Origin of the sequence: Trueperella abortisuis (assembly GCF_030811095.1) — a bacterium.
In the GTDB taxonomy this organism is placed as follows: Bacteria; Actinomycetota; Actinomycetes; order Actinomycetales; family Actinomycetaceae; genus Trueperella; species Trueperella abortisuis.
The window spans coordinates 154,916-177,033 of sequence record NZ_JAUSQL010000001.1 but is presented as its reverse complement, the minus strand read 5'-3'; the positions used below and the strand labels follow the sequence as shown (position 1 = coordinate 177,033).

At 59.8% G+C, this 22,118-nt stretch carries 16 protein-coding genes; 7 read left to right on the top strand and 9 right to left on the bottom strand.

Annotated features, from left to right (window positions below; genetic code table 11):
• The first annotated feature begins 145 nt into the window (after positions 1-145).
• On the top strand, positions 146-1,195 hold the full coding sequence (locus tag J2S45_RS00760; protein ID WP_307634203.1) for a LacI family DNA-binding transcriptional regulator: 1,050 nt from the start codon (positions 146-148) through the stop codon (positions 1,193-1,195).
• On the opposite strand, the gene J2S45_RS00755 is transcribed toward J2S45_RS00760, so the two are convergent.
• The 3 genes from J2S45_RS00755 to J2S45_RS00745 are packed head-to-tail and all read right to left on the bottom strand — an operon-like array spanning position 1,119 to position 5,934.
• Positions 1,119-2,879, bottom strand: coding sequence for an ABC transporter ATP-binding protein (locus tag J2S45_RS00755; RefSeq protein WP_307634202.1), 1,761 nt, complete (start codon positions 2,877-2,879; stop codon positions 1,119-1,121). The genes J2S45_RS00760 and J2S45_RS00755 overlap by 77 nt on opposite strands.
• Position 2,880: 1 nt before the next feature.
• Positions 2,881-4,644: an ABC transporter ATP-binding protein/permease gene (locus J2S45_RS00750; RefSeq protein ID WP_307634201.1), complete on the bottom strand. Its 1,764-nt coding sequence runs from the start codon at positions 4,642-4,644 to the stop codon at positions 2,881-2,883.
• Between the two features lie 27 nt (positions 4,645-4,671).
• Positions 4,672-5,934: a YcaO-like family protein gene (locus J2S45_RS00745; protein WP_307634200.1), complete on the bottom strand. Its 1,263-nt coding sequence runs from the start codon at positions 5,932-5,934 to the stop codon at positions 4,672-4,674.
• A 1,409-nt stretch (positions 5,935-7,343) separates the two neighbouring features.
• Here J2S45_RS00745 and J2S45_RS11070 point away from each other — a divergent pair.
• The 4 genes from J2S45_RS11070 to J2S45_RS00730 are packed head-to-tail and all read left to right on the top strand — an operon-like array spanning position 7,344 to position 11,392.
• Positions 7,344-8,606, top strand: a complete 1,263-nt coding sequence (locus J2S45_RS11070) for a prolyl oligopeptidase family serine peptidase (RefSeq protein WP_407702494.1) — start codon at positions 7,344-7,346, stop codon at positions 8,604-8,606.
• Positions 8,603-9,622, top strand: a complete 1,020-nt coding sequence (locus tag J2S45_RS00740) for a FecCD family ABC transporter permease (protein ID WP_307634199.1) — start codon at positions 8,603-8,605, stop codon at positions 9,620-9,622. The genes J2S45_RS11070 and J2S45_RS00740 overlap by 4 nt, the downstream gene beginning before the upstream one ends.
• Before the next feature lie 13 nt (positions 9,623-9,635).
• Positions 9,636-10,622 (top strand): ABC transporter substrate-binding protein, encoded by a 987-nt coding sequence (locus J2S45_RS00735; RefSeq protein WP_307634198.1) that lies wholly within the window; start codon positions 9,636-9,638, stop codon positions 10,620-10,622.
• Positions 10,623-10,630: 8 nt separating this feature from the next.
• Positions 10,631-11,392: an ABC transporter ATP-binding protein gene (locus J2S45_RS00730; RefSeq protein WP_296932223.1), complete on the top strand. Its 762-nt coding sequence runs from the start codon at positions 10,631-10,633 to the stop codon at positions 11,390-11,392.
• Between the two features lie 349 nt (positions 11,393-11,741).
• Here J2S45_RS00730 and J2S45_RS00725 read toward each other — a convergent pair whose 3' ends face one another.
• From J2S45_RS00725 to J2S45_RS00710, 4 genes are read right to left on the bottom strand one after another with little or no spacing between them, the layout of a single operon-like run.
• Positions 11,742-12,839, bottom strand: coding sequence for a sugar kinase (locus tag J2S45_RS00725; RefSeq protein WP_307634197.1), 1,098 nt, complete (start codon positions 12,837-12,839; stop codon positions 11,742-11,744).
• Complete coding sequence (locus tag J2S45_RS00720) at positions 12,836-13,480, bottom strand: bifunctional 4-hydroxy-2-oxoglutarate aldolase/2-dehydro-3-deoxy-phosphogluconate aldolase (RefSeq protein WP_270973554.1); 645 nt, start codon at positions 13,478-13,480, stop codon at positions 12,836-12,838. The genes J2S45_RS00725 and J2S45_RS00720 overlap by 4 nt, the downstream gene beginning before the upstream one ends.
• Positions 13,480-14,574: a mannonate dehydratase gene (locus tag J2S45_RS00715; protein WP_296932217.1), complete on the bottom strand. Its 1,095-nt coding sequence runs from the start codon at positions 14,572-14,574 to the stop codon at positions 13,480-13,482. The genes J2S45_RS00720 and J2S45_RS00715 overlap by 1 nt, the downstream gene beginning before the upstream one ends.
• Positions 14,571-16,172: a mannitol dehydrogenase family protein gene (locus tag J2S45_RS00710; RefSeq protein ID WP_307634196.1), complete on the bottom strand. Its 1,602-nt coding sequence runs from the start codon at positions 16,170-16,172 to the stop codon at positions 14,571-14,573. The genes J2S45_RS00715 and J2S45_RS00710 overlap by 4 nt, the downstream gene beginning before the upstream one ends.
• Positions 16,173-16,400: 228 nt before the next feature.
• Between J2S45_RS00710 and J2S45_RS00705 the strand changes: the two genes are divergently transcribed.
• Together J2S45_RS00705 and J2S45_RS00700 are read left to right on the top strand one after the other, a co-directional pair.
• Positions 16,401-17,192: an IclR family transcriptional regulator gene (locus J2S45_RS00705; protein WP_296932211.1), complete on the top strand. Its 792-nt coding sequence runs from the start codon at positions 16,401-16,403 to the stop codon at positions 17,190-17,192.
• An 84-nt stretch (positions 17,193-17,276) separates the two neighbouring features.
• Positions 17,277-19,163, top strand: a complete 1,887-nt coding sequence (locus tag J2S45_RS00700; protein WP_307634195.1) for an acyltransferase family protein — start codon at positions 17,277-17,279, stop codon at positions 19,161-19,163.
• Positions 19,164-19,196: 33 nt separating this feature from the next.
• On the opposite strand, the gene nrdG is transcribed toward J2S45_RS00700, so the two are convergent.
• Both nrdG and nrdD read right to left on the bottom strand, forming a co-directional pair.
• On the bottom strand, positions 19,197-19,859 hold the full coding sequence (gene nrdG, locus J2S45_RS00695; RefSeq protein ID WP_307634194.1) for an anaerobic ribonucleoside-triphosphate reductase activating protein: 663 nt from the start codon (positions 19,857-19,859) through the stop codon (positions 19,197-19,199).
• Positions 19,856-22,006, bottom strand: coding sequence for an anaerobic ribonucleoside-triphosphate reductase (gene nrdD / locus J2S45_RS00690; protein ID WP_307634193.1), 2,151 nt, complete (start codon positions 22,004-22,006; stop codon positions 19,856-19,858). The genes nrdG and nrdD overlap by 4 nt, the downstream gene beginning before the upstream one ends.
• Between the last annotated feature and the right edge of the window lie 112 nt (positions 22,007-22,118).

The following is a 22,118-nucleotide window of genomic DNA, read 5'->3' as shown; positions in this document are numbered from 1 at the left end:
TTAACACTTAGGTTAGAAAGCGTCCGAAGCCGGCTTCAAGCCCTCGGGAAACACGTGTTTCCATCTGTGCTTGCGCGTCAGACACCCGATAACAACCGGGGTCAATTGTCTCAGTTCGCCCTCGCGGACCTGCGATACTTATCCCATGCACGAGCGACCCTGGCACCCACCCACACTGCGTGACGTCGCGCGCGCATCCGGCGCCTCGCTGGCCACCGTCTCTCGCGCGCTGTCGCCGAGCTCCACACGCACTCCGCGGGCCGCGGCCGAGATCGCCCGCATCGCCCGCGACATGGGTTACAGCGAACCAAACACGTCGGCCCCGCACCTCGTCGTTTTCAGCAGTGAGATCACGCGAACCGGCTACCGCGAAACCCTCGGCGGGATCATGAACGTCGTCCGCGAGCACTCCCTCAACGTCTCCATGGCCTTCATCGCAACCGATCCCGAGCGGCTCGATGATGCCATCCACAGCGCGCTCCAGGGCCGCGTCGACGGCGTCGTCGTGCTCGAATTCGACACGCCATCCACCCACGTCATCGACGCCCTGCCCAGATCCCTCCCCTTCGCCATCGCGGGCGGCTATCCGCAGGAGGGCGAGAACCTTACCCGCGCGTGGATCGACGACTACTCGGGCGCCAGGATGGCCGCCGAGCACCTCGTCGAACTCGGCCATCGTCGTATCGGCTACGTGGGCCTGCCCCAAGCCGGCCATCCCGACCCGCGCGTGCGCGGCTGGCGCGAGGTGCTGGCTGACTGCGGAATCCGCGCGCCCCAGTTCGGCACGGGATGGTCCGCACTAACCGGCATGCGCGCCGCCGAGCAAGCCATATCTTCCCACGTCAGCGCCGTACTGTGCGGCAACGATGACCTCGCCTTCGGGGTCATCGCCGGGCTCGCCCGCGCGGGCGTGCGTGTGCCCGAGGATATATCCGTCATCGGCATGGACGACCACCCGCTGTCGGTGGCCACGGTTCCTGCGCTTTCCACCGTTCGCCTCGACTTTGAGGAACTAGGGGCCACCGCTGCCCGCCTCGCCCTCGGGATCGCCCCAGTTACCTCCAGCAATGAGCAACCCCCTGGCAACAAGGAGGAAACCTTGCCAGGGGGTTGCGTTCTCATACCGCCGGAACTGATTGTCCGGGCGAGCACCTGCCCGCCGGTATTTGATCCCCCAAGAGTTTCCGATAGGTGACGTCGTTGAGCAGTTCAGAGTGAGTGCCTTGCGCGATGACCGTGCCGTTGTCGAGCACAACGACGTGATCGGCTATGCGGATAGACGCGAGGCGATGAGCGATCACGATGGTGGCGCGCCCAGAGCGCAACTGTTTGATATGGGCTGCTATCTGGGATTCAAGGAACGGATCAATGTTGGCTAAAGGCTCGTCAAGGATGAGCAGCTCAGGGTCGCGCAAGATCGCTCTGGCAATACCGATTCTTTGACGTTCGCCACCAGATAGGGTTGTTCCCCTGTCACCGACATGCGCATCCAACCCACCGAGCGATTCAACCAGAGACGCGATTTGTGCGGCACGCAGGGCTTGCCAGATCTCCTCATCGGTGGAGTCGGGCCGAGCAAGCGTGAGGTTATTGCGGATTGACCCGGCGAAAATGTGACAGTCTTGAGGAATCAGGGCAAGCTTTTGCCGGTATTCGTCGGGCACGTAGCCACGCAAGTCTGAACCGCTAAAACGCATGGTTCCGGTATCGGGGTCAAGGAACCTCATGGCAAGATTAGCGAACGTGGTCTTGCCTGCCCCCGAGGCGCCGACGATCGCTACAGAACGGTCAGGACGGATCTCCACCGATACCTCTTTGAGCACTTTCTGGCCGCCATAAGCGAAAGACACCTGTGCGGCGACGAGTGATTCTTCCTCGCCAAGCAGTTTTTCTACGTCATCAGGCCGGGACGGGATGGGGTCGCGAGCGTCGAGGATCTCGTTAATACGTGTGGCGCATGCACCAAGTTCTCCGAACCTACCGAGCATTCCTACGAGGGTCAGCGCCGGTGCAGGGCTCATGCCTGCTAACACGATCGCGACGGGTAAGAAGGCGCCGTCTAACTGGCCATTGAGTACCCTCCCAGTGAGAATGACCAGCAGAATCGTAGAGCACACAGAGGTCGATATCGCCGCATAGGAGCTCTCCCAAGCTTTACGCATAGATTGCCGGCTCATAATGCGTTGCACCCGCTTTGTTAGCCCATCGATGATGGCGTGCTGGTTAGCTACCATTCCCAGCGAGCGAAGTTCCCTTTGCCCTTGGATTGAGTCAAGGACAGCGATACGCAGGTCAACAAGCGCGCTTCTCAAGGCCCTGCCTTGCTTTTGCTGCAATGGAAGTATCGCGATCGGCAGTGCGATCATGGTCAGGATAGGAAAGAGCATGATGAGCCCTAGCGGGCCGATTAGCCAGCATAAGATCGTCACAAAAATGGATGGACTGACCACAGCACAAATGATCGTTGAAGCAGTGTGTGCATAGAACCACTCGAGCTTTTCGGCGTCGTCCATAGCAGCGGAAGCCACATCGCCGGTACGTCTACCCTCCAAGCCGACAGGGGCAATGCGTTTAATGGCTTGGTAAATGTGGACTCGGAACGTATGCAAGATCCGGTAAGCGACCTCATGTGACCACCACACTTCAAGAAGTGTTGCCAGCCCATGGCCGGCAACTAGGGAAAACAAGAGAGCCACTAATGCTGCCAGCGGAACGCTACCATCGGTGATGAACTGAGTCGAGATCCACACCGACGTCACAGTAACTCCAACAAGCGTGACCTGTGCGAGCGCAGTGACAAAAGTGGAAGCAATGAACAATGGCAGACATTCGCGTAGATTGCGTATCAACCGGAGCATGTTCGAAAGCGTCTGGGTCATGTCAGTTTTCTCCCCTCTGCGCTGCAACGAGCTCAGACCACGTAGAGTGCGGATCCTGTTCCAACTCATGTGGATCGCCCATACAGCTCACACGACGATGGGCGAGAACGACGACGCGGTCGGAGTTTGCTGCGGTATCAATGCGGTGCGTGACAAGGACGAGCGTGAGTTCAGGGTAGGCGACGCGTAGCTCACTTATAAGTTGGTGTTCCGTATAGGTATCGAGCGCAGACGTGGATTCATCCAACACAAGAATCTGCGTGCCGCGAATCAACGCCCGTGCAATGGCAAGACGCTGCTTTTGCCCACCAGACAAATTCTTAGCGTGTTCAAAAATTTCAACACTCAAAACGTCCTCAGGAGCCCCCTGTAGCCAGCCGGCGTCGTCGTCGAATTCCATGTGCAGGCGGTCCGCGCGGGCTATCGTCAACGCCTTCATCATCTCCGCATCACTCGCATCAGGGTTTGCGCTCAGTAGAATCTCGCGAATAGTGCCGGGAAAGATAATGGGTTCTTGCGGGACAAGGGTAACGAGTTGTGTCACGTCGTCAGTCGACGGTGATAGTCCGAAGACACCGATCTTTCCGCTTAGCGGCTGGTCGTAGCCGATGAGTAGTCCTAGAGCAGTTGATTTCCCGGACCCCGATAAGCCAACGATCGAGGTCGTTTGCCCAGCCGCAATGTGGAAACTCATCTGCTCAATAGCTGGTTCATCGCTCCCAAGATATGTGTAGGAGACGTCCTCAAAAGAAATACCCAAGCTTGGGTCTATCGCTGGATCGCGCGCAGTGCGACCAGGGTTAGCATCGGGCGGAATCCGTGTGAAAATCTCATTCATTGACGGCAGTGCTGAAATGCCGAAGAAGGACTCATGCCAGCAAGAAGAGAGCTGGTTAAAAGGACGGAACATTTCAACCGATAGCAGCGTGACGAGGAACAGTTGATCCAGTTCCATGCTTCCCTCGCGCACCTGGGCAATGGCAATAATCAATGCCAAAGCCGGGCCGAGGACCTTCATCATTCCGCTCAAACCTGTTTCACCTAATGACAGGCGAAGCTGACCCAAAGTAGACGTCAAGAGCTCGCGGGACTGGCGGTGGAGCTTATCTCCATAGGAATCAGCAGCTCCAAAGGACTTTAAGGTCGACATGCCCATCATCGCGTCGATAAAATCTGCGTTAAGAGTTTCATATGCGATCCAGTGGGATTGCCCGCGTTCAGCCAACGCCTTGTCCCATAATCGCGGAATCGCAACGACGGCAAGTCCACACACGAGCAACACGAGCGCTATCCACAAGCTTACCTGCGCGAGGACGATAGTCAGCGCTATTGCGGTGATGGCCGTGACTGCCAATTGCGTGAAATACTTAATGAAGTAGGGCTCAATAGCCTCCACGCCGTCAGTGATAACAGACTGAATATTGCCGGACCTCCCCAAGCCGACCCGCATCGGACCTTGCCGATCAATTTCCCGAAGTAGCGAACTCCGCAAGTTACTCTTAACCACAAGTCCTGCCCGGTTTTGAGCCAGCTGCCCGCACACATCAATGAAAGGACGCACAACAAGTAAGACACCGATGCTGACGATCAGCGGCACAATGGTGGAATAGCGTCGTTGTCCCAATAGTTCCGTGAAGAGAGTGGCGTTCACCGCGGCGGTCGCCACGTAGAGGGCGGAGACAATCAGCCCAATTAAGATAGGCAGAATCAACAGCCACAACGTCAGCCCTCCGGCTGCCATTACTCGTCGTTGTTGTGTGAACATCCTTCTCCTCTGTGAACGATAATTCTGCTACGCGTGCGGCATCGGAAAACTGTTAACATCTTCTTCAGCCAGGGGTCTGTCACGCCACCCGAGCTTGACCGCCTCATGAGTAACTACACCATTACCCAAGTAGGGAAATGCGGCTGGAGTGTTTCCTACCGTCCCAGGTACAATCGTCCTGATGACGCTCAGTCCACAGGAGGCCACATCTGGAGACGTGATATCGACAGTGATGATGCGGTTTCCATGGTCGTAGACTTTCTCCACATATGTACTTAGGAAGTCATTGGACAGTTCGTTAACTGTGCCCGGTTCCCGTGTAGGAGCGCGATCAAGTAAAGGAGCAACGTGTTCGACTGCTCGGGGATCAAGGAAGACTTCCTGTTGCACTAAGAGGTCGTCCACATCCTTTAAATCTGCGCGGAAGTCATCCAGGTAGCGTCTATCCTCACGCCACGCCTTATACGATCGACCGGGCAATAATCCATTGCGTATAGCTGACCAGTGAATACCATCGGGGTTTTTCAGATCATGCGCCCCTTCCTGGAGTGTTAGCGCTTCGGACCAAGCCTTCAACGCGGCTTCGGCGAGCGTTGAACGACACGAAAAGCCTATGTGGACAAGCGCGGATGTATCGTTATGAACCACACCCGCGGCTACGGGAACATTGAAGGTGTTATCCACGTGAATCAGCGCCGGACGCAGAGTCTCTTGCGCTCCATCGAATAGTGCTAGCTGAGCTTGCGTAAGCTTGATATGCGGCAATGCATGTTTGTTTAGCCACCACACCATGGTGGCATGCCTTTCTATGATTTCGCTCAGCCCAGAAAGAATCGCCTGTTCGGTTGATGTCCCAGCGGCTACACCAGCAAAGGCTGGGAAGTTAATCCGTGGTTGATGACGATTCTGACGCAGATACCAGTTTACGTAAACGAGCGACGCTGGAACATAGACTGCACTGTCGTCGTCCAGATAGTGACCTTCAACCCAGCCAATTCTCAAGTCGGCCGCGAGGGGCTGAAACGGAAAACCTGCAGTCTCATACTGCCTGGACGAGAACAGCACAAGCTCTCTAGGATCAAGTGCTGGAAAGCCCCGCCTTCTCAGCTCATTATAGCTGGCGTAATGGACTGGCTTTAGATCTATGAGATTTGAACAATATCGCTCCACTGACTCGCCAATCGCTGCATAGAAGTTCTTCTCGTGAATGCGGTCTTCGTCATCTCGAACAGTATCTGAAGGGATAATGCTTGAACCTTGGCAAAACACAGTGTTTATGTATCCAGACATCTTTGAGAGGTCTGTAGTTCGCGCTTGGGTAGTGGCCAGCGTCGGAGGCATCATAGGTGAATGGGTAACGGTGGTCAGCTCTCGCACTATCCCATAAAGCCGATCAACGAGGAACGTAGGTGGATGGATAGGAAGCTGCTTATCCGGTGGGTTGACGAAACTTATGGGGAGTACCGAATGAATTACTAAATCAGAATTTGGCCTCATTTCCCACACTGTGTCGCGAACGGAGCTTTGAGCCCGATCAATCGGCACCTCCGAGCAGATACGGCACAATAATGTGGCGCATTCTTCCACTAGGGAGGGAGTGCTTGTAATAGCCCGGAGGAAGTTTCCCCGCAAAGCCGGTTGCAGCGACGCTGCGAATACCTCGTCATTTATAGAGTTAGCACGTTCGCGAGCTAAACAGTCGCTATAAGTTGCTCCGCACCCTTCAAGAACAGCTGGCCCAACACGCAATGAAAAACCACAATAATCAACTGGAATCCACGATACATTCAGCTCGTTGAGTGCTCGCAATTCATCGGCAAACTGTATTCTAGATTCGCTGGATCTACACACAATCAGGAAGCCGCCGCGGAAGACTTCGTAAGAGCACTCCCGCGGGCTCCGATGTGAATATGTGCAACTCAGACCCTTCCGTGTTAGTGCATTCGCAAGAGTTGGCCCGAATGACTCATCTCCACAGACAACCACAGCTGTCGATCTGGACGAATCCGGTACACCCAACTCTCGTTCTTCCGTCGCTGGCGGCAAATCACGCAACGAACCGTGTTGAGCAAGCGCAGAATAGAGAGGGGAACCAAGAACATGCTGCGCGCTTTGCGTTCCTGCCCTATCGAACAATTCAGCGATACAGACCGCATCCGCTTGAAGTATCAACTGCGTACCGTCTGCACATGTCAGCAAGGACTTTGATTGTTCTAAGGGTCTTAGTTCTGCACATATTTCAAGCAATTCACCCTCCCCTAAATTCTCGGTGTATAGATCTATGTCGTAGCGTTAGATAGCGATGCGTGTGAGCCCGTCAAGCCACCTACCGAGGCGAGTATCTCTACCACGAGCGTCGCACCTGAACGCCAATGTGCACTTAAACCGGAGGTTTGCGTGTCGAGTTGGCGTACAGGTGCGACATTTGTGCCTGGGCTAAGCATCAGTTTGAGGAAACGTCGAACGGCGCTCCCTAACCGTGAGATGCGATCCGTTTATGCCCATGCGAACGTGCCCGTGGTACGGGCGTGATGGCAGTGAGGAACCGTAATCTGAGCGGTGGATTCCTCTGAAACTTCGACAATGACGAGATTCTCCATCATGACCACCTTTCTGGATAGTGGGTGAGAAACAAGATCGCCCTCGCTTTTTTAGTTAGGGTAGGATACCCTTACTTAAGTGTACAGCACTTTTCTCCGATGACCAGCCCCCAGATGAATGAACTTCTAATTCAAGGAATGCCAGTGAAAATCAAACATCCGGCACACAGAATAGAATCTCCCGATGTCTCTGAGCTCGTTCGTGCAACTAGAAGCATACGGTTACCCAGCGGTTCCGTTCTCTTTCCGATCTGGCGGATTAGAGGTGATAACCGTGAAATATACGGCGAATGGATTGATGCACACTTTGCAGTCGCAGTCCTGCGCGCAGGAACCGCCTGTGTCTTTCGCGCTAGAGATTTCTCTCCTCCCGGGAGTTTTATCGAGCCAATTGAGAATGGGGCAACTGGCTGGGAATTGTTCGCATCCTCGTTCGTATGCCTAGGCATACGTTACGGGATTGAGGCTGACGGCAATTTGGTCGAGGCAAAGAGAACCTCATATCCTTTCGCCGTTAAGGTCAAACACAAACATATCGTTGCCGTATCCGGCGACGACACACATATACCGATTGATTGCTATGGCGAACTAGCCGGCAGTACCCCCACATTCGTACACGTGTACGGAGGTTTTGACCAATATAATACGAGTTTCTTTTCGCCTCAGATTGCGCACACATGGCTTGACCACGGATTCAAGATTGCGCTTGTTCATACTCGAGGAGGAGCAGAATATGGCACCTCCTGGCATGAACAGACACAGCGCCACGGACGCGCAATGGTACGTTGCGATGTCGAAGCGGCGCTTCGCGCCCTACACGACCAACGTATCTGTTCGTCACGAGACACTTTCCTGCATGGCATGCCACATGGAGCGCTCGCCGTTGCCTCTACAGCGATGCGCGCTCCTAGTCTCGCAAATCATTATGTGTGTCGCGTGCCTATAGCGACGACACGGAGTATTCACCTTAATCCCATTAGACGTGAATGGATCAGTGAATACGGAGATCCAAGAACGTCTGAGTGGGACGAATTTATGGAAAAAGAAGACCCTATTGCAACTCCAATTCATGGGTTGCTAGGTGGGACATCCTGGTTTGTTTCAGTGTATACACATGACGAAGTAACTCCTGTGACTCATGCGAATCCCCTGGTTGAAAAACTTCGCGCGAATCAGGCTCAACTGACATACTATCGTTATCGCACATCTGCAACACACCGTGGGGAAACCTCAGCCCAAGTCCGACAACAGCATTCCACGCAGTTGTGGAACTACCTCACCGCACACGCACGTCACACGGACATCACTCATGCGGTTACCCCGGCATGTGACAATGCGTTCCGAAAAGGCGAGGAACGGTGATAAACGGCCGCCGCGAGCGCACTTTGCTCCTTATTTCACTAACTGTGCTACTTGGAATCTGCCTATTATTGGGCATCTCACTGGGCGCCACCGACATCTCCCTGTCCGTGATAATGGACGTCATTCGAAGCACGTTGATTGGTGCTGACGGTGGCGTCGAACAGGAAGTTATTACAGACATTCGTTTGCCGCGCGTGTTGCTGGGATTTGCGACAGGGGCTGGGCTAGCTATGTGCGGTCTTATCACTCAGTCGTTGCTAAGGAATCCGCTAGGTGATCCCTATATCCTTGGCATCTCGTCTGGGGCGTCGACCGGAGCGGCACTCGTCATTGTTATGGGCAGCTCCCATGCAATCCTTGCTTCACTCGGAGTAACAATAGGGGCATTCCTTGGGGCACTCCTAGCTATGGTCTGTGTGGGGTTTCTCGCCAGTGTAGGAGGTCGCATTACTCCGGCCCGAATCATTTTCGCGGGTATGGCCGTTAACTATTTCTTCTCGGCGCTCACAAGTTTCATCACGGTCATGGCCAAAAATGCTGCAGGCGCGAAGTCTGTTGTGTTCTGGATACTTGGCTCACTCACCTCAGCATCGTGGAAGGACGTGTGGATGGCGAGCGCTTGCACAGCCTTCGCCTTCGCACTGTTTTTTCTAATGGGGCGCCGCGTTGACGTACTCAATCTCGGTGACGATTGCGCAAGATCTCTGGGAACCAATCCTCGCACTTACCGAGCCGCACTTATCGCAATAGTAGCTTTCACCGTTGCCGTCCTCGTCTCGTTGACCGGAGCAATTGGGTTTATTGGGTTGGTTATTCCCCATCTTGCCAAGCTGCTTGTCGGATCGACCACCCGTAATACGCTGCCTGTAGCTATGGTCGCTGGCGGGATTCTGGTTGTCGCGGCAGATCTGTGCGCACGTCTGATCATCCGTCCTGCCGAGCTTCCCATAGGAATCCTCACGGCCTTGGTAGGTACTCCCATGCTCATGGTTTTGATTAGGAAACATGCACATTAGAAAAGGAGAGATAATGCAAAGTAGCAAAATGACAGCGTTGATCGTATCCGTTGCCATCCTGGCAATGGGTGTATCTGCTTGCTCATCAACACCATCGAACCAGTCTGAGTCTACGCCTAGCCAGATTGACACGGTCACAGTCAGTAACTGTGGTAAACAACAGACCTTCACAAACAGCCCATCGAAGGTTGTTTCCCTCGGAGTTACGGGACTTGCATATCTCGTTGCAGCCGGGGCAGAAGACAAAGTGATTCTGCGTGCAAATGAATGGGGCGAAGATCCCGCAGCGTGGATGGCCGGTAAGGCCGACCGTATTGAATCGGTTCAAGAACCGATTTCCATGGAGGCTCTTGTAGCCAAACAACCGGATTTGGTCTATGGAGGAGGATTCGAGTCAAACGGACTCTCCCCAGATGCAGTGCTCGAGAAGAAGATCCCTGCGGTCGTTGACGCGCCAGAGTGTCACTACTTCTATCCTGACCAAGAAGAAAACGAGTCGTTCGACGCGATTTTAGACGAGATAACGATGCTCGGAAATCTACTGGGATCACAAGAAACAGCCAAGAAGACCGTTGACGATCTCAAGTCCAAACTGGATCAGATAGCCAAAGAAAAGCCAGGACAAGGCCGCAGCGTGTCCTACGCTTACTACTATGGTGAAGACGAAGGACTCTACAGCTATGGAACAAAGGGCGTCATGGGGGAAATCTCAAAAACCCTAGGCCTCACGAGTGCCATTGATCCGAACTATCACCCCCACCAAGGACCTATCGCAGAAGAGGCCTTTGTTAAGTCAGATCCAGACATGATTATCGTCTTGCTGGGAATGGGCGGGGCAACCAAAGAATCAACTTTGGCACGTTTGAAGAAGATTCCGGGATACACGAACATGAAGGCCGTGAAGAACAACAAGATTATCTTCGCTGAATCTTCCATCGCGTATGCATCGCCTACGGCTCTATATGGAACCATCAACCTCGCAGGCCAGATCCATCAATAGGTTGAGCAGTGAACGATCTTCCTTTGGTTGTCGATCAAGCAACCGTGCGATTTGGCCCTTACACGGCCGTTAACCAGGTTTCTTTTCAGGTCAAACCCGGGAAAGTCCTCGGCATTGCCGGCCCCAACGGTTCGGGTAAAACAACTCTTTTGCGCTCTCTGTTTGGGGCGCAAGTCCTCACCACTGGAACAATAGCACTCGAAGGAGATCCACTGCATAAAATGCGGGCATCGCAGATCAGCAAAAAAGTATCTGTGGTCTCTCAATTTGAACATGATACTGATCGGATGCGCGTGGAGGAGTTCGTCCTCTTAGGACGAGCTCCTCACCGCACCGATTTCCAGGGATATTCGGATACTGACCGGGACATTGCCAGCCAAGCCCTCCACAAGGTCGGCATGTCTGGTGTCAAAGACCGGTATTTCACCACACTCTCAGGTGGAGAACGCCAACGTGTTCTTATCGCTCGAGCTTTGACTCAGCAATGCCCATTTATGCTGCTAGACGAGCCAACTAACCATTTGGACGTCAAGTATCAGCATCAAGTTCTTGCTCTCGTACGCGAAGTCGCACCCACAGCAGTAATCGTTCTACATGACCTGAATCTTGTGGCACGATATTGCGACGAAGTTATCGTTATGAACCACGGATCAATCGTTTGCCAAGGCCAGCCAACAACTACCCTCTCCAAGGAACTCATCGCCGACATCTACGGCGTGCAAGCCATCGAGGTATACGACGGGGAGATCAAACAGTTCATCTTTCGATAACTACTCGTTTACCATGTGGCAGCTAGAAATCTTTTAAACCGCGATGCGCCTTAAACCGAGGACGTTGAAAGGGTGCGAAGTGCTCCAACCCTTATACCGACGACAAGGGACCTAGACCTATATCGTTCCCTGATAGGACACCCTTGATCTCGCAACCTATGTACGACTAGCGAGAAGTAACGCCCCACCCTAAGGACGGAGCAAGAATCATACAACACACATATCCTGCTCCACATACGCCAACTAAAACACAGCCGCGACACTGCTTTGAAAACAGTGTCGCGGCTGTCCGATTACCCTCACGGATATCAGAAGTGCCTAGGTGTATTCCCAGCCTGAGCACGCGAGCCTAGCGCTGGACGCGGGCGCTACCTCCCGCCACCAGCCGCTCGACCTCCTCAAGCGACGCCATTGTGGTGTCGCCGGGGGTGGTCATGGCCAGCGCGCCATGTGCCGCGCCGTACTCGACGGCCTCGCGCACGTTGCCCTTCTCCATGATCCCGTAGATGAGGCCGGAGGCGAACGAGTCGCCGCCGCCCACGCGGTCGAGGATCTCCAGGTTGTCGCGCTGGGTGGCCTTGACGAAGCCGTCCTCGCGGCTCCAGGCCACGGCCGACCAGTTGTTGATCGTGGCGGTCTTGACCTCGCGCATCGTGGTGCCGATCGCCTGGAAGTTGGGGTACTCGGCGGAAGCCTTCTCGATCATCTTGCGGAAAGACTCGACCTCGAGGTTGTCGAGGTTCTCGTTCGCACCCTCGATCTCGAAGCCGAGGGAGGCGGTGAAGTCCTCCTCGTTACCGATCATGACGTCCACGTACTTCGCCAGCTCGCGGTTGACCTCGCGGGCCTTGTCGAGCCCGCCGATCGCCTTCCACAGGGAGGGGCGGTAGTTGAGGTCGTAGGAGACGATGGTGCCGTACTTCTTCGCGGCCTGCATCGCGGCCTTGGCAACTTCGGCCGCGGACTCGGACAGTGCGGCGAAGATGCCGCCCGTGTGGAGCCAGCGCACGCCGAGCTCACCGAAAAGGTGATCCCAATCCACGTCGCCAGGCTGCATCTGCGAGACCGCGGTGTTGCCGCGGTCCGAGGTGCCCACAGCCCCGCGCACGCCATACCCGCGCTCGGTGAAGTTCAGCCCGTTGCGCACGGTGCGGCCGATGCCGTCGGAGGGAACCCACTTGATGAACTGGGTGTCCAGCCCGCCCGTGAGGATGCAGTCCTCCAGCAGGCGGCCCACCTCGTCGCGCACGAGGGCCGTGACGATGGCCCCGCGCTTACCGAAGCAGCGGCGCAGGCCGCGGGCCACGTTGTACTCGCCCCCGCCTTCCGAGGCCGCGAACGAGCGGGCGGTGCGGATACGGCCCTCGCCCGGATCCAGGCGGAGCATCACCTCGCCCAATGAGACGATGTCGTAGGCGCATTCCTCAGCGGGACGCAGCTTAATCATGATCGCAACTCCTTCACTCGCGAGGATGCCTCCTGCGAGAGCTTCGTAATCGTGTCGAATTCCTTGTTAGTAATGAGGTCTCGCTTGATCATCCACGACCCGGAGACCGAGGCGATGGCCGGATCGGCCAACCACTCGGAGAGGTTGGAAAGGTTGACCCCGCCGGAGGGCACGAAAGCCGTGTTCGGGAACGGCCCGCGCAACGCCTTGACCATCTTCAACCCGCCGGCCTCGCCGCCGGGGAAGAACTTGACGGCTGTGGCGCCGACCTCGAGTGCCATCATGACCTCGGTCGCGGTCTGCACGCCGGGCAGGTAGGCGATGCCGCGCTCGGCGGCCACCTCGGCCACACCCATGCTGAAGCCGGGGGAGACGAAGAACTTCGCACCCATGTCGGCAGCGCGCTCGGCCTGCTCGCGGTTGAGCACGGTGCCCGCGCCCACGGTCATGCCCTCCACGGCGCTCATCGCCTTGATCGCCTCGGGGCCGGCCTCCGTCCGGAAGGTCACCTCGGCGCAGTGGATGCCGCCCGCCACGAGGGCGCGGCCGGCGTCGGCGGCGTCGGCGGCGTCGTCGATCACGACGACGGGCACGATCGGGTTGGCCTTGAGGAAGGGAAGTGCGTCAGGAATCTGAACCATTAGGCATCCTTTCCGGCGTTAGCCTTGCGCTGGGCGTCGATGGCGTCCCACAGGCCGAGGATGTACTGAGCGCCGAGCGCGCGGTCGTAGAGCGGGTAGCCCGGGCGGCCGGTCTCGCCCCAGATCATGCGGCCGTGGTCGGGGCGGACGTGGACGTCGGGGGCGTAGTCGTAGAGGGCCTCGACGATGGCGTGCATGTCGAGGTCGCCGTCCTCGGCCCAGTGGGCGGCCTCCTGGAACTTCTTCTCGCCCAGGTACTTCACGTTGCGCACGTGCGCCGCGGCGATGCGACCGCGCTTGCCGAACTCGCGGAAGATCGCGGGCACGTCGTTGGCCGGGTTGGAGCCGAGCGAACCGGAGCACAGGCACAGGGCGTTCGCGTCCGAATCGTTGAGGCCGCAGATCGCGTCGATGTCGTCGCGGTTCTTGTAGGCGCGCGGGATGCCGAAGAGGTCCCACGCCGGATCGTCGGGGTGGCAGGCCATGCGGATGCCGACCTTCTCGCAGGTGGGGATGATGCCGTCGAGGAAGTACTTCCAGTTCTCGCGCAGCTTGTCCACCGTCATGTCCTGGTAGAGGGCCATGACCTCGTCAAGGCGGGACAGGCGCTCGGGCTCCCAGCCGGGCAGGGTCAGCCCGCCGGACTCCTCGGCCGTGCGCTGGACGATGTCCTGCGGGGTCATGCCCTCGATGTCGGCGTGATCGTAGTACAGGCAGGTCGAGCCGTCTTCGTTGACGTGGGCGAGCTCGGTGCGCAGCCAGTCGAAGACGGGCATGAAGTTGTAGATGACCACCTTCACGCCGAACTCGGCGAGGTTCTCCAGGGTGGTGCAGTAGTTGGCGATGTACTCGTCGCGGGTGTCGAGGCCGAGCTTGATGTCCTCATGGACGTTGACGGACTCGATCACTTCGCACTCGAGGCCGGCGGCGTGGACCTGGTCCATCATCTTCTTGATCTCGTCCTTGGTCCACACCTCCCCGGCGGCGTACTGGGACAGGACACCCATGGTGCCCGTCATCCCCGGGATTTGCTTGATGTACTGCAGCGGGATCGGATCGAATCCTTCGCCGTACCAGCGGAACGTCATCTTCATGCGAGTGTCTCCTTCAGGGTGGTGCGGACGGCGCCCGGGCCGGCCACGAGTTTGGTGAACAGTTCTTCGACGCGCGCGGCAAGCGGCGTCTCGTAGAGGTTGGTGCCGAAAATGGCGGAGTTGGACAGGATGGGTTCGAGGGCGGCGTGGGCGTCCACGTCGCCGCCGAGCACGACGCCGTCCAGGTGGCCCTGGAGCTCCTCAAGCAGCGGGTCCGGGGACGGGTCGAAGGGCTTGCCCTCGTCGTCGACGGCGAGCAGGTAGCGCATCCAGTTAGCGATGACCAGCGGGATCGCGACGAGTTCGCCGAGGTCGCGGCCCTGGTTGATGTACTTCTTGATCGTCTCGCCGAAGCGGATGCCGACCTTCTGGGAGGTGTCCATCGCGATGCGGGCCGGGTCGTCGGGCAGGAAGCGGTTGGGGAAACGCACCTCGAGCACCTCGCGCAGGAAGTCCTCCGGCTTGACGATCCCCGGGTCGACGACGACGGGCAGGCCTTCCTTCCAGCCCAGGCGCTCGACGAGGGCCTTGAGGTCCGGGTCGCGCATCTCAGAGTCGATGGTGGCGAAGCCGAGGAGGACGCCGGCGGTGGCGAGCGCGGTGTGGAGCGGGTTGAGGCAGGTGGTGACCTTCATGTTCTCGAAGTCGTCGCACACCTCGCGGGAGGTGAGGTGGACGCCGTGGGCGGCGAAGTCAGGCACCTCGCCCACGAGGACGTCCTCGATGATGAGGTACTCGGTGGGTTCGGCGTTGACGAAGCCGGCCAGCGGTGTCCGCCCGAGGGTCTCGATGCCCATGTCCTCAAAGCCGAGGCCTGCGAGCTCGTCGGCCACGGAGGCGTTGGGGCGCGGGGTGATCTTGTCGATCACGGTGATGGGGAAGGCGACGGCGGCGGCGTCGTCGGCCCAGGCGAGCGCGGCGTCGGACACGAGTCCGGCTTCGTTCCAGCCGCGCATGATGGTCATGACGGAGTCACGCAGCTTGTCGCCGTTGTGGGAGAAGTTGTCGAAGGAGATGACGTTGATGGGCGCGGCGCCGGCTTCGAATCGGCGCACCAGGAGGCCCGCGAGGTTGGCCATGGTGTTGGCGTGGAACTTGTGCGGGCCGGCGGCGATCGCCTCGCGCGCCTGCTCGGAGAGGTTGCCGGCCGAGTCGTGGATGGCGTAGCCCTTCTCGGTGATCGTCATCGTGATCAGCGTCAGCTCGGGGTTGGTCACGATCTGGGTGAGACGCTCGAAGTCCTCCGGGCGCTGCCATGCCAGGCCCTCGCAGATGCCGGCGATGACGCGGTAGTCGCGGGTGCCATCGGGGTTGAGGATGGTGGACAGGGTCATGAGGTCGTGCTTGCCGAGCTGGATGGCGAGCTCATCGGGGTTCATCGGCACGACGGCGGTGATCGGCCAGCGATCGCCAGCGGCCAGGAGGTCGTGGGCGATGCGGGCGGGGAAAACGCGGAAGATGTTGCCGGGCCCCAGGTGGATCCAGCGGGGGCTGGCCTTGCCTTCTTCCTGCATGGCGGCCACGTCGAAGGGCGGCAGCTGAACGCCTGCCGCCTCGAAGGAACCTCGATCGTTCAGTCCTGCGAGATTTAGTTTCATACTTGGCTCTCCGTTGACCCTAGTCGTTTATATATGTGAAACGGTCGTTTCATCTACTTAAACAGTACCGTGTTCTCGAAACGCCGTCAGCACTTTCATCATAGTGTGTTTGACGCAACAATCCAGGCCCAAACGCAAGCCTCGCACCACCGTCGTCGCGGCGCGCAACAGATCTCTACTCCAGCCAGGCATTTCACATAGAAGAACGGCGCGGGATAAGATTTCCCCATGAGCACTCCAAAGCCCCTGGCCAGCGTCAGTCGTGCCCTGACGCTCGTGGAATACCTCGCCACGCGCGACGCCGACGGCACCCCCCTCGGCGTCATCGCCGCCGACCTTGGAGTCAACAAGGCCACCGCCTACAACACGCTGGCCACGCTGCGCGAACGCGACTGGGTGGAGCAGGACCCGGACACGGGCTTCTACCGGCTCGGCGACGGCATCGCCCCGATCGCCGCCTACCGCACCTCCACCCGACACGCCGTGGAGGCACTGCGCCCCCACCTGGAAAACATCGGGCGGCGCTTCAACGAGCTCGTCCACCTCGGCCGCCTCGTCGACACCGACATCGTCTACCTCGACAAAGTCGAGCCCGACCGCGCCATCCGCGTCGTCTCCGCCGTCGGACGCCGCGCCACCGCCGTCACCACCTCCCTCGGACGCGCGCTCATCGGCGCCCTACCCGACCGGGACACCCAGCTAGCCTGGTACCTCCAAGCCCCCGGCGTCACCTCCCGCACCAAAGCCGACCAGAGCGAACTGCGCGACGCCGTCCTGGCCAACTTCACCCGCCTCGACCGCGACGGCTGGACCGAAGAGATCGAAGAAAACGAGGAGGGCATCGCCTGCGTCGGCGTGCCGCTACTCGGCACGCCCAAGAGCTTCGCCATCTCCATCTCCGCCCCCGTCGAACGCATGACGCCCACGTACCGCGCCGAGCTCGCCGCCGGCATCCGCGCCGAGCTCGACCAGCTTCCCGCCAACCTCCACCTGCACACGCGCCCGATCACGCGCGACTGAGGTGCTGCACCACACACGCATGTGAGACACACGTACAGCTCGCGGTGGACGATCCGCCTCGCGGGCAAGCCTAGTATTATGCTCATGCCAGGAAACACCGCGAACTCGCCTTCTAGGTCATATCGCATCCGGGGCCTGGACGGCCTACGCGCCATCGGAGCACTCTTCGTGCTCGTCTACCACCTGCTGCCGTCGGTGGGCGGGGCCGGCTTCATCGGCGTGGACGTCTTCTTCGTCATCTCCGGCTTCCTCATCACCGCGCTCCTGCTCAAGGAACACGACTCAACCGGCGTGATCGACCTGCCCAGCTTCCTCCACCGCCGCTACCGGCGCCTCCTGCCGGCCGTCGCGCTCATGGTGGTCGTCACGCTCTCGCTCGGCCGCCTCATCTCCGCCGACGCCGTCACCCAGGCTCGCTGGCAGGCCCTCGGCGCGCTGACCGGCACCTACAACTGGTTCCAGATAGCCAACGGCTCAAGCTACTTCGAGGCCCAAGAACCGCTGCTGCTCAACAACATGTGGTCCCTGGCCGTGGAGCAGCAGTTCTACCTCGTGTGGCCCGTGGTCGTCATGGTGCTCGCGCTCGCCGCCCGGCGGGCCGGCCATCTCGGGCGCCGCATCCAGATCGGCGCGGCGGCCGCCATCGCCGTTGTCTCGCTCGCGCTGCACGCCTGGCTCGTCGGCGGCGACGTCACCCGCGCCTACGTCGGCACCGACACCCACATCTTCGGCCTGATGATCGGCGCCGGCATCGCCTTCGCCCTGCCCGGCATCATGAAGGGCCGCCCCCGCACCGCCTCCGCCCTGTGGGGCGCGGGCAGCTGGGCGGCGCTCGCCGGCCTGACCGTCCTGACCTTCGCCGTCCCCGACGCCTCCTGGTTCTACCCCTGGGGCATGCTGCTCGCCTCCGCCCTCGCCGGCGTGGCCATCCGCGGCATCCTGCCCGACGTCGCCGGAACGGCTTCCGAGACCCTCGCCGGCCTGCTCGAATCGCGGCCGATGGTGTGGATCGGGCAGCGCTCATACGGCATCTACCTGTGGCACTGGCCCCTGTGGGTGCTCGCCACCTACCACATCCATATGCCCCGCCCGCTCGCCGCCGCCGTGGTGCTCGCCGCGAGCGTCACCGCCGCCCACCTCTCCTTCACCTACGTGGAGACCCCGATCCGCCGCAAGGGCCTGGTCGGCTGGGTGCGCAGCATGCGGGCCCTGCCCACCGTCGCCACCGCCTGGCTGACCACGGGAGCGCTGGCCCTCACCGCCACCTTCGCGCTCGCCCTGGTCACCTCCACAGACATGACCGAGGCGCAGCGCGCCGTCGCCGCCGGCGAGGAAGCCCTCGCCACGCACAAGGCCACGCCCGACGCGGGAGACCCCGACGAGGCTGCCGAGCCCGACGACGGCGGGGATTCCCCCACCACGCCGGCCACGACGCCGACCGCCACAGCTACCCCCGAGCCGACCGCCGAGCCCACCCCCGGGCAGACCCCCGACACCGGGGCCGACATCACCATCATCGGCGACTCCGTCACCCTCGCCGCCGCCCCCGCGCTGCTCGAGACGTACCCGGACGCCGTCGTCGACGGGGAGGTATCCCGCTCGATCTGGGTGTTCAAGCAGATCGCCGACACCTACGCCAGCCAGGGCAAGCTACGCGACACGGTGGTCATCTCACTCGGCACCAACGGCGCCATCTCGATGCAGACCGCGCGCGACATCATGGACTACCTCGGCCCCGACCGCCGCGTCGTGTGGGTGACGGCCGCCGCGCCGAACGCCGAATGGGTGCCTCGGTCGAACGCCACGATCGCGCAGATCGCCACCGAATACCCGGATCGCGTGCGCGTGGCCGACTGGGCGGCCATCGCCGCTGCCCACCCCGAGCACCTCGCCTCCGACGGCATCCACCCCGGCGGCACGGGCGGGGCCGAGTACGCCGCAGAGATCAAGCGGGCGATCGACTCTTTCTAGGCCAGCGCAGGCTCGCTCGGCGGGCGCAAACCCCTAGTCGCGCAATAGCACCGGCTCGGCCGCGTAGTTCCACGCCGACGAGTAATCCCGACCGGACGGGTGATCCCGGCCGGTCGGGACGGCCCGGCCGGCGCCGGACCTACCCTTGCGCGAGGCGCGCAGGTCGATGATGCGCTGATTGGCCGAGCCGCGGAAGGCCAGGTCATAATGATAGAGGCGCTGAATGAACGGCCCATCCACGAGCACATCAACCAGATCGAGGAGCTCGCGCTTGTCGGGGGTGTCAACCAAGAGCTGCTCATAGGTGTAGCCCGACCACAGCCACACGTCGCGCGTGGCCTCCTCCCCCGAGCCGAAGCGCTCCCGAAAGCGGCGCACCAGCGGGATCAGGATCGGCGTGGCGAGCATCGGCTCCCCGCCCAACAGCGACAGCCCGGCCACATACGGCTTCGCGATGTCGGCCAGGATCCGCTCCTCCAGCTCGTCCGTGTAGGGCTGACCATACCGGAAGGACTGCGTCGCCCTGTTGTAGCAGTTCGGGCACCGAAACGGACAACCCGACACGTACAGCGAGCAACGCACACCCTCCCCGTCCACGAAATTGAACGGCTTGTAGTCCGCGTAGTTACCCGCGAACAGCGCCCGCCCGTCCCACTGGCCGGGGGCCGGGACGGTGACGCCGTCGTCGTCGATCATTCGAGAGCGTCCATGTGCTTCACGCGCGCGGAGATCTCCATGTGCCGGCCGTGAACCATCGGTCGCTTGACCGGATTGCCGAGGTAGCCGCAGGTGCGCTTGACGACGTCGCACGTGTCCGGATCGTCGTTACCGCACTCGGGGCAGGCAAATCCCTCCGGCGTCGGGCTGAACTCACCCTCGAAGCCGCACTCGTAGCACTTGTCGATCGGCGTGTTCGTGCCGAGGTAGGCCACACGGTCATAGGCGTAGTCCCACACCGCCTCCAGCGCCTTCGTGTTGTGCGTGAGCTTGGGGTACTCGCAGTAGTGGATGAACCCGCCTTTCGTCAGCGGAGCATACTCCGCCTCGAAGTCGATCTTCTCAAACGGCGTGATCTTCTTGCGCACGTCGTAGTGGAACGAGTTCGTGTAGTACTCCTTGTCCGTGACGTTCTCGATGACGCCGAACTTCTCCCGATCCAGCCGGCAGAAGCGATCCGTCAGCGACTCCGACGGCGTGGAGTAGATGGAGAACCAGTAGGGGTACTGCTCGCGCCACGCCTCCGCGTAACGGTTCATCGCCCGCAAGATCTCCAAGGTGAATTCCTTCGCCTCCGGGTTCCCCTCCCAGTCCGGACCGTAGAAGAGAGTAGCCGCCTCGTACAGGCCAAGGTAGCCCATCGACACCGTGGCGCGGTGGGCGCGGAAGAACTTCGACACGTCCGTCTCACCCTCCTGCGCGCGAAGGCCGAAGGCGCCGTAACGGTACAGGATCGGGGCGTTAGCCGGGGTGGCATCCTCACAACGCTTAATGCGGTAGAGCAAAGCCTCCTTGACGATCTGCATGCGCTCCTCAAAAATCTCCCAGAACGCGTCCTTGCTACCGCGTGCCTCGATCGCGATGCGCGGAATGTTGAGGGTCACGACGCCGAGGTTGTTGCGCCCCGCGTTGACCGCCTCACCCGTTTCTGGATCCACCCACTTGGGCAGGAACGAGCGGCAGCCCATCGGCGCCTTGTAATCGCCCTCGATCTCCACCAGCTTGTCGTAGGAGAGCACGTCCGGGTACATGCGCTTGGTGGAACACTCGAGCGCGAGCTGCTTGATGTCATAGTTCGGGTCGCCGGGATTGAGGTTGACGCCGCGACGCAGGCCCATGACCAGCTTCGGGAAGATCGCCGTGTGCCGGTCCTTGCCGATCCCACCGATACGGACCCGCAAGATCGCCTTCTGAATCTCGCGCTCGAACAGGCCCGTACCCAGGCCGAAGCCGAGGGTGACGAACGGTGTCTGGCCGTTGGAGGTGTAAAGCGTGTTGATCTCATACTCCAACGACTGCATCGCGTCGTAGATGTCCTTCTTCGTCTTCGCCAGGGCGTAGTCCGTACGACGCTCGGGCGCCACCCACTCCTCGGCGTCGCGCATGTGCTTGTCGTAGTTGAGCTGCGCATAGGGAGCGAGGACCTCGTCGATGCGATCCACGGACGTGCCGCCGTACTGGGAAGAGGCAACGTTCGCGATGATCTGGGCGATCTGGGCGGTGGCCGTGTTGATCGACTTGGGCGACTCGACACGGGCGTTACCGATCTGGAAGCCGTTCGTGAGCATGCCCGGAATGTCGATGAGGCAGCAATTCGTCATCGGCTGGAACGGGTTGTAGTCAAGATCGTGGAAGTGGATGTCACCCTTGATATGAGCGTTGGCCACCGGCTTGGGCAGCATGTGCTTGAGGGCGTACGCCTTAGCCACCGAGCCGGCGGTGAGGTCGCGCTGAGTATTGAAGACCGTGGCGTCCTTGTTCGCGTTCTCGTTGACCACCGTCTTATCCCGGCTGAGCAGCTTGCCCACCGAGTGCTGGATGTCCATCGTCTGGTTACGCTCAACGTCACGATCGTGGCGGTACTCAATGTAGGCGCGGGCCACCTCCGGGTAACGGGAGGCCATGAGGTAGTCCTCCACCGCGGACTGGATCGTGGGGATATCGAGGTTCTCGGCGGGCAGGGAGGCGACCACCGCCTCGGTCGCCTGCGAGCAGAAGGCGTGGTCCTCGAGCCCGCGGTCATTCATCGCCGCCTCGATGGCCCGGTAGATCTTCGACGGATCGAAGCGGACCGAGCGGCCGTCTCGCTTAAGGACGCTAACGGTGGTGACGTCGATGATTGACATGATCTCTTCCCCCTCTTTGAGCGCGCCCAGCCTAGGCCAATGCGTGCAGTGTTCTTGCTGTTGGGCCGCGTTTAGCCGGTCGGCTGCGCTTTCTGGGTGTCTTCCAGAAAAC

What these genes read in the sequence shown, in the direction of transcription:
- J2S45_RS00760 (WP_307634203.1), top strand. Translation starts at nt 146, where the DNA reads ATGCACGAGCGACCCTGGCACCCACCCACACTGCGTGACGTCGCGCGC.
- J2S45_RS00755 (WP_307634202.1), bottom strand. Translation starts at nt 2,879, where the DNA reads ATGACCCAGACGCTTTCGAACATGCTCCGGTTGATACGCAATCTACGC.
- J2S45_RS00750 (WP_307634201.1), bottom strand. Translation starts at nt 4,644, where the DNA reads ATGTTCACACAACAACGACGAGTAATGGCAGCCGGAGGGCTGACGTTG.
- J2S45_RS00745 (WP_307634200.1), bottom strand. Translation starts at nt 5,934, where the DNA reads ATGTCTGGATACATAAACACTGTGTTTTGCCAAGGTTCAAGCATTATC.
- J2S45_RS11070 (WP_407702494.1), top strand. Translation starts at nt 7,344, where the DNA reads ATGACCAGCCCCCAGATGAATGAACTTCTAATTCAAGGAATGCCAGTG.
- J2S45_RS00735 (WP_307634198.1), top strand. Translation starts at nt 9,636, where the DNA reads ATGCAAAGTAGCAAAATGACAGCGTTGATCGTATCCGTTGCCATCCTG.
- J2S45_RS00725 (WP_307634197.1), bottom strand. Translation starts at nt 12,839, where the DNA reads ATGATTAAGCTGCGTCCCGCTGAGGAATGCGCCTACGACATCGTCTCA.
- J2S45_RS00720 (WP_270973554.1), bottom strand. Translation starts at nt 13,480, where the DNA reads ATGGTTCAGATTCCTGACGCACTTCCCTTCCTCAAGGCCAACCCGATC.
- J2S45_RS00715 (WP_296932217.1), bottom strand. Translation starts at nt 14,574, where the DNA reads ATGAAGATGACGTTCCGCTGGTACGGCGAAGGATTCGATCCGATCCCG.
- J2S45_RS00710 (WP_307634196.1), bottom strand. Translation starts at nt 16,172, where the DNA reads ATGAAACTAAATCTCGCAGGACTGAACGATCGAGGTTCCTTCGAGGCG.
- J2S45_RS00705 (WP_296932211.1), top strand. Translation starts at nt 16,401, where the DNA reads ATGAGCACTCCAAAGCCCCTGGCCAGCGTCAGTCGTGCCCTGACGCTC.
- J2S45_RS00700 (WP_307634195.1), top strand. Translation starts at nt 17,277, where the DNA reads ATGCCAGGAAACACCGCGAACTCGCCTTCTAGGTCATATCGCATCCGG.
- nrdG (WP_307634194.1), bottom strand. Translation starts at nt 19,859, where the DNA reads ATGATCGACGACGACGGCGTCACCGTCCCGGCCCCCGGCCAGTGGGAC.
- nrdD (WP_307634193.1), bottom strand. Translation starts at nt 22,006, where the DNA reads ATGTCAATCATCGACGTCACCACCGTTAGCGTCCTTAAGCGAGACGGC.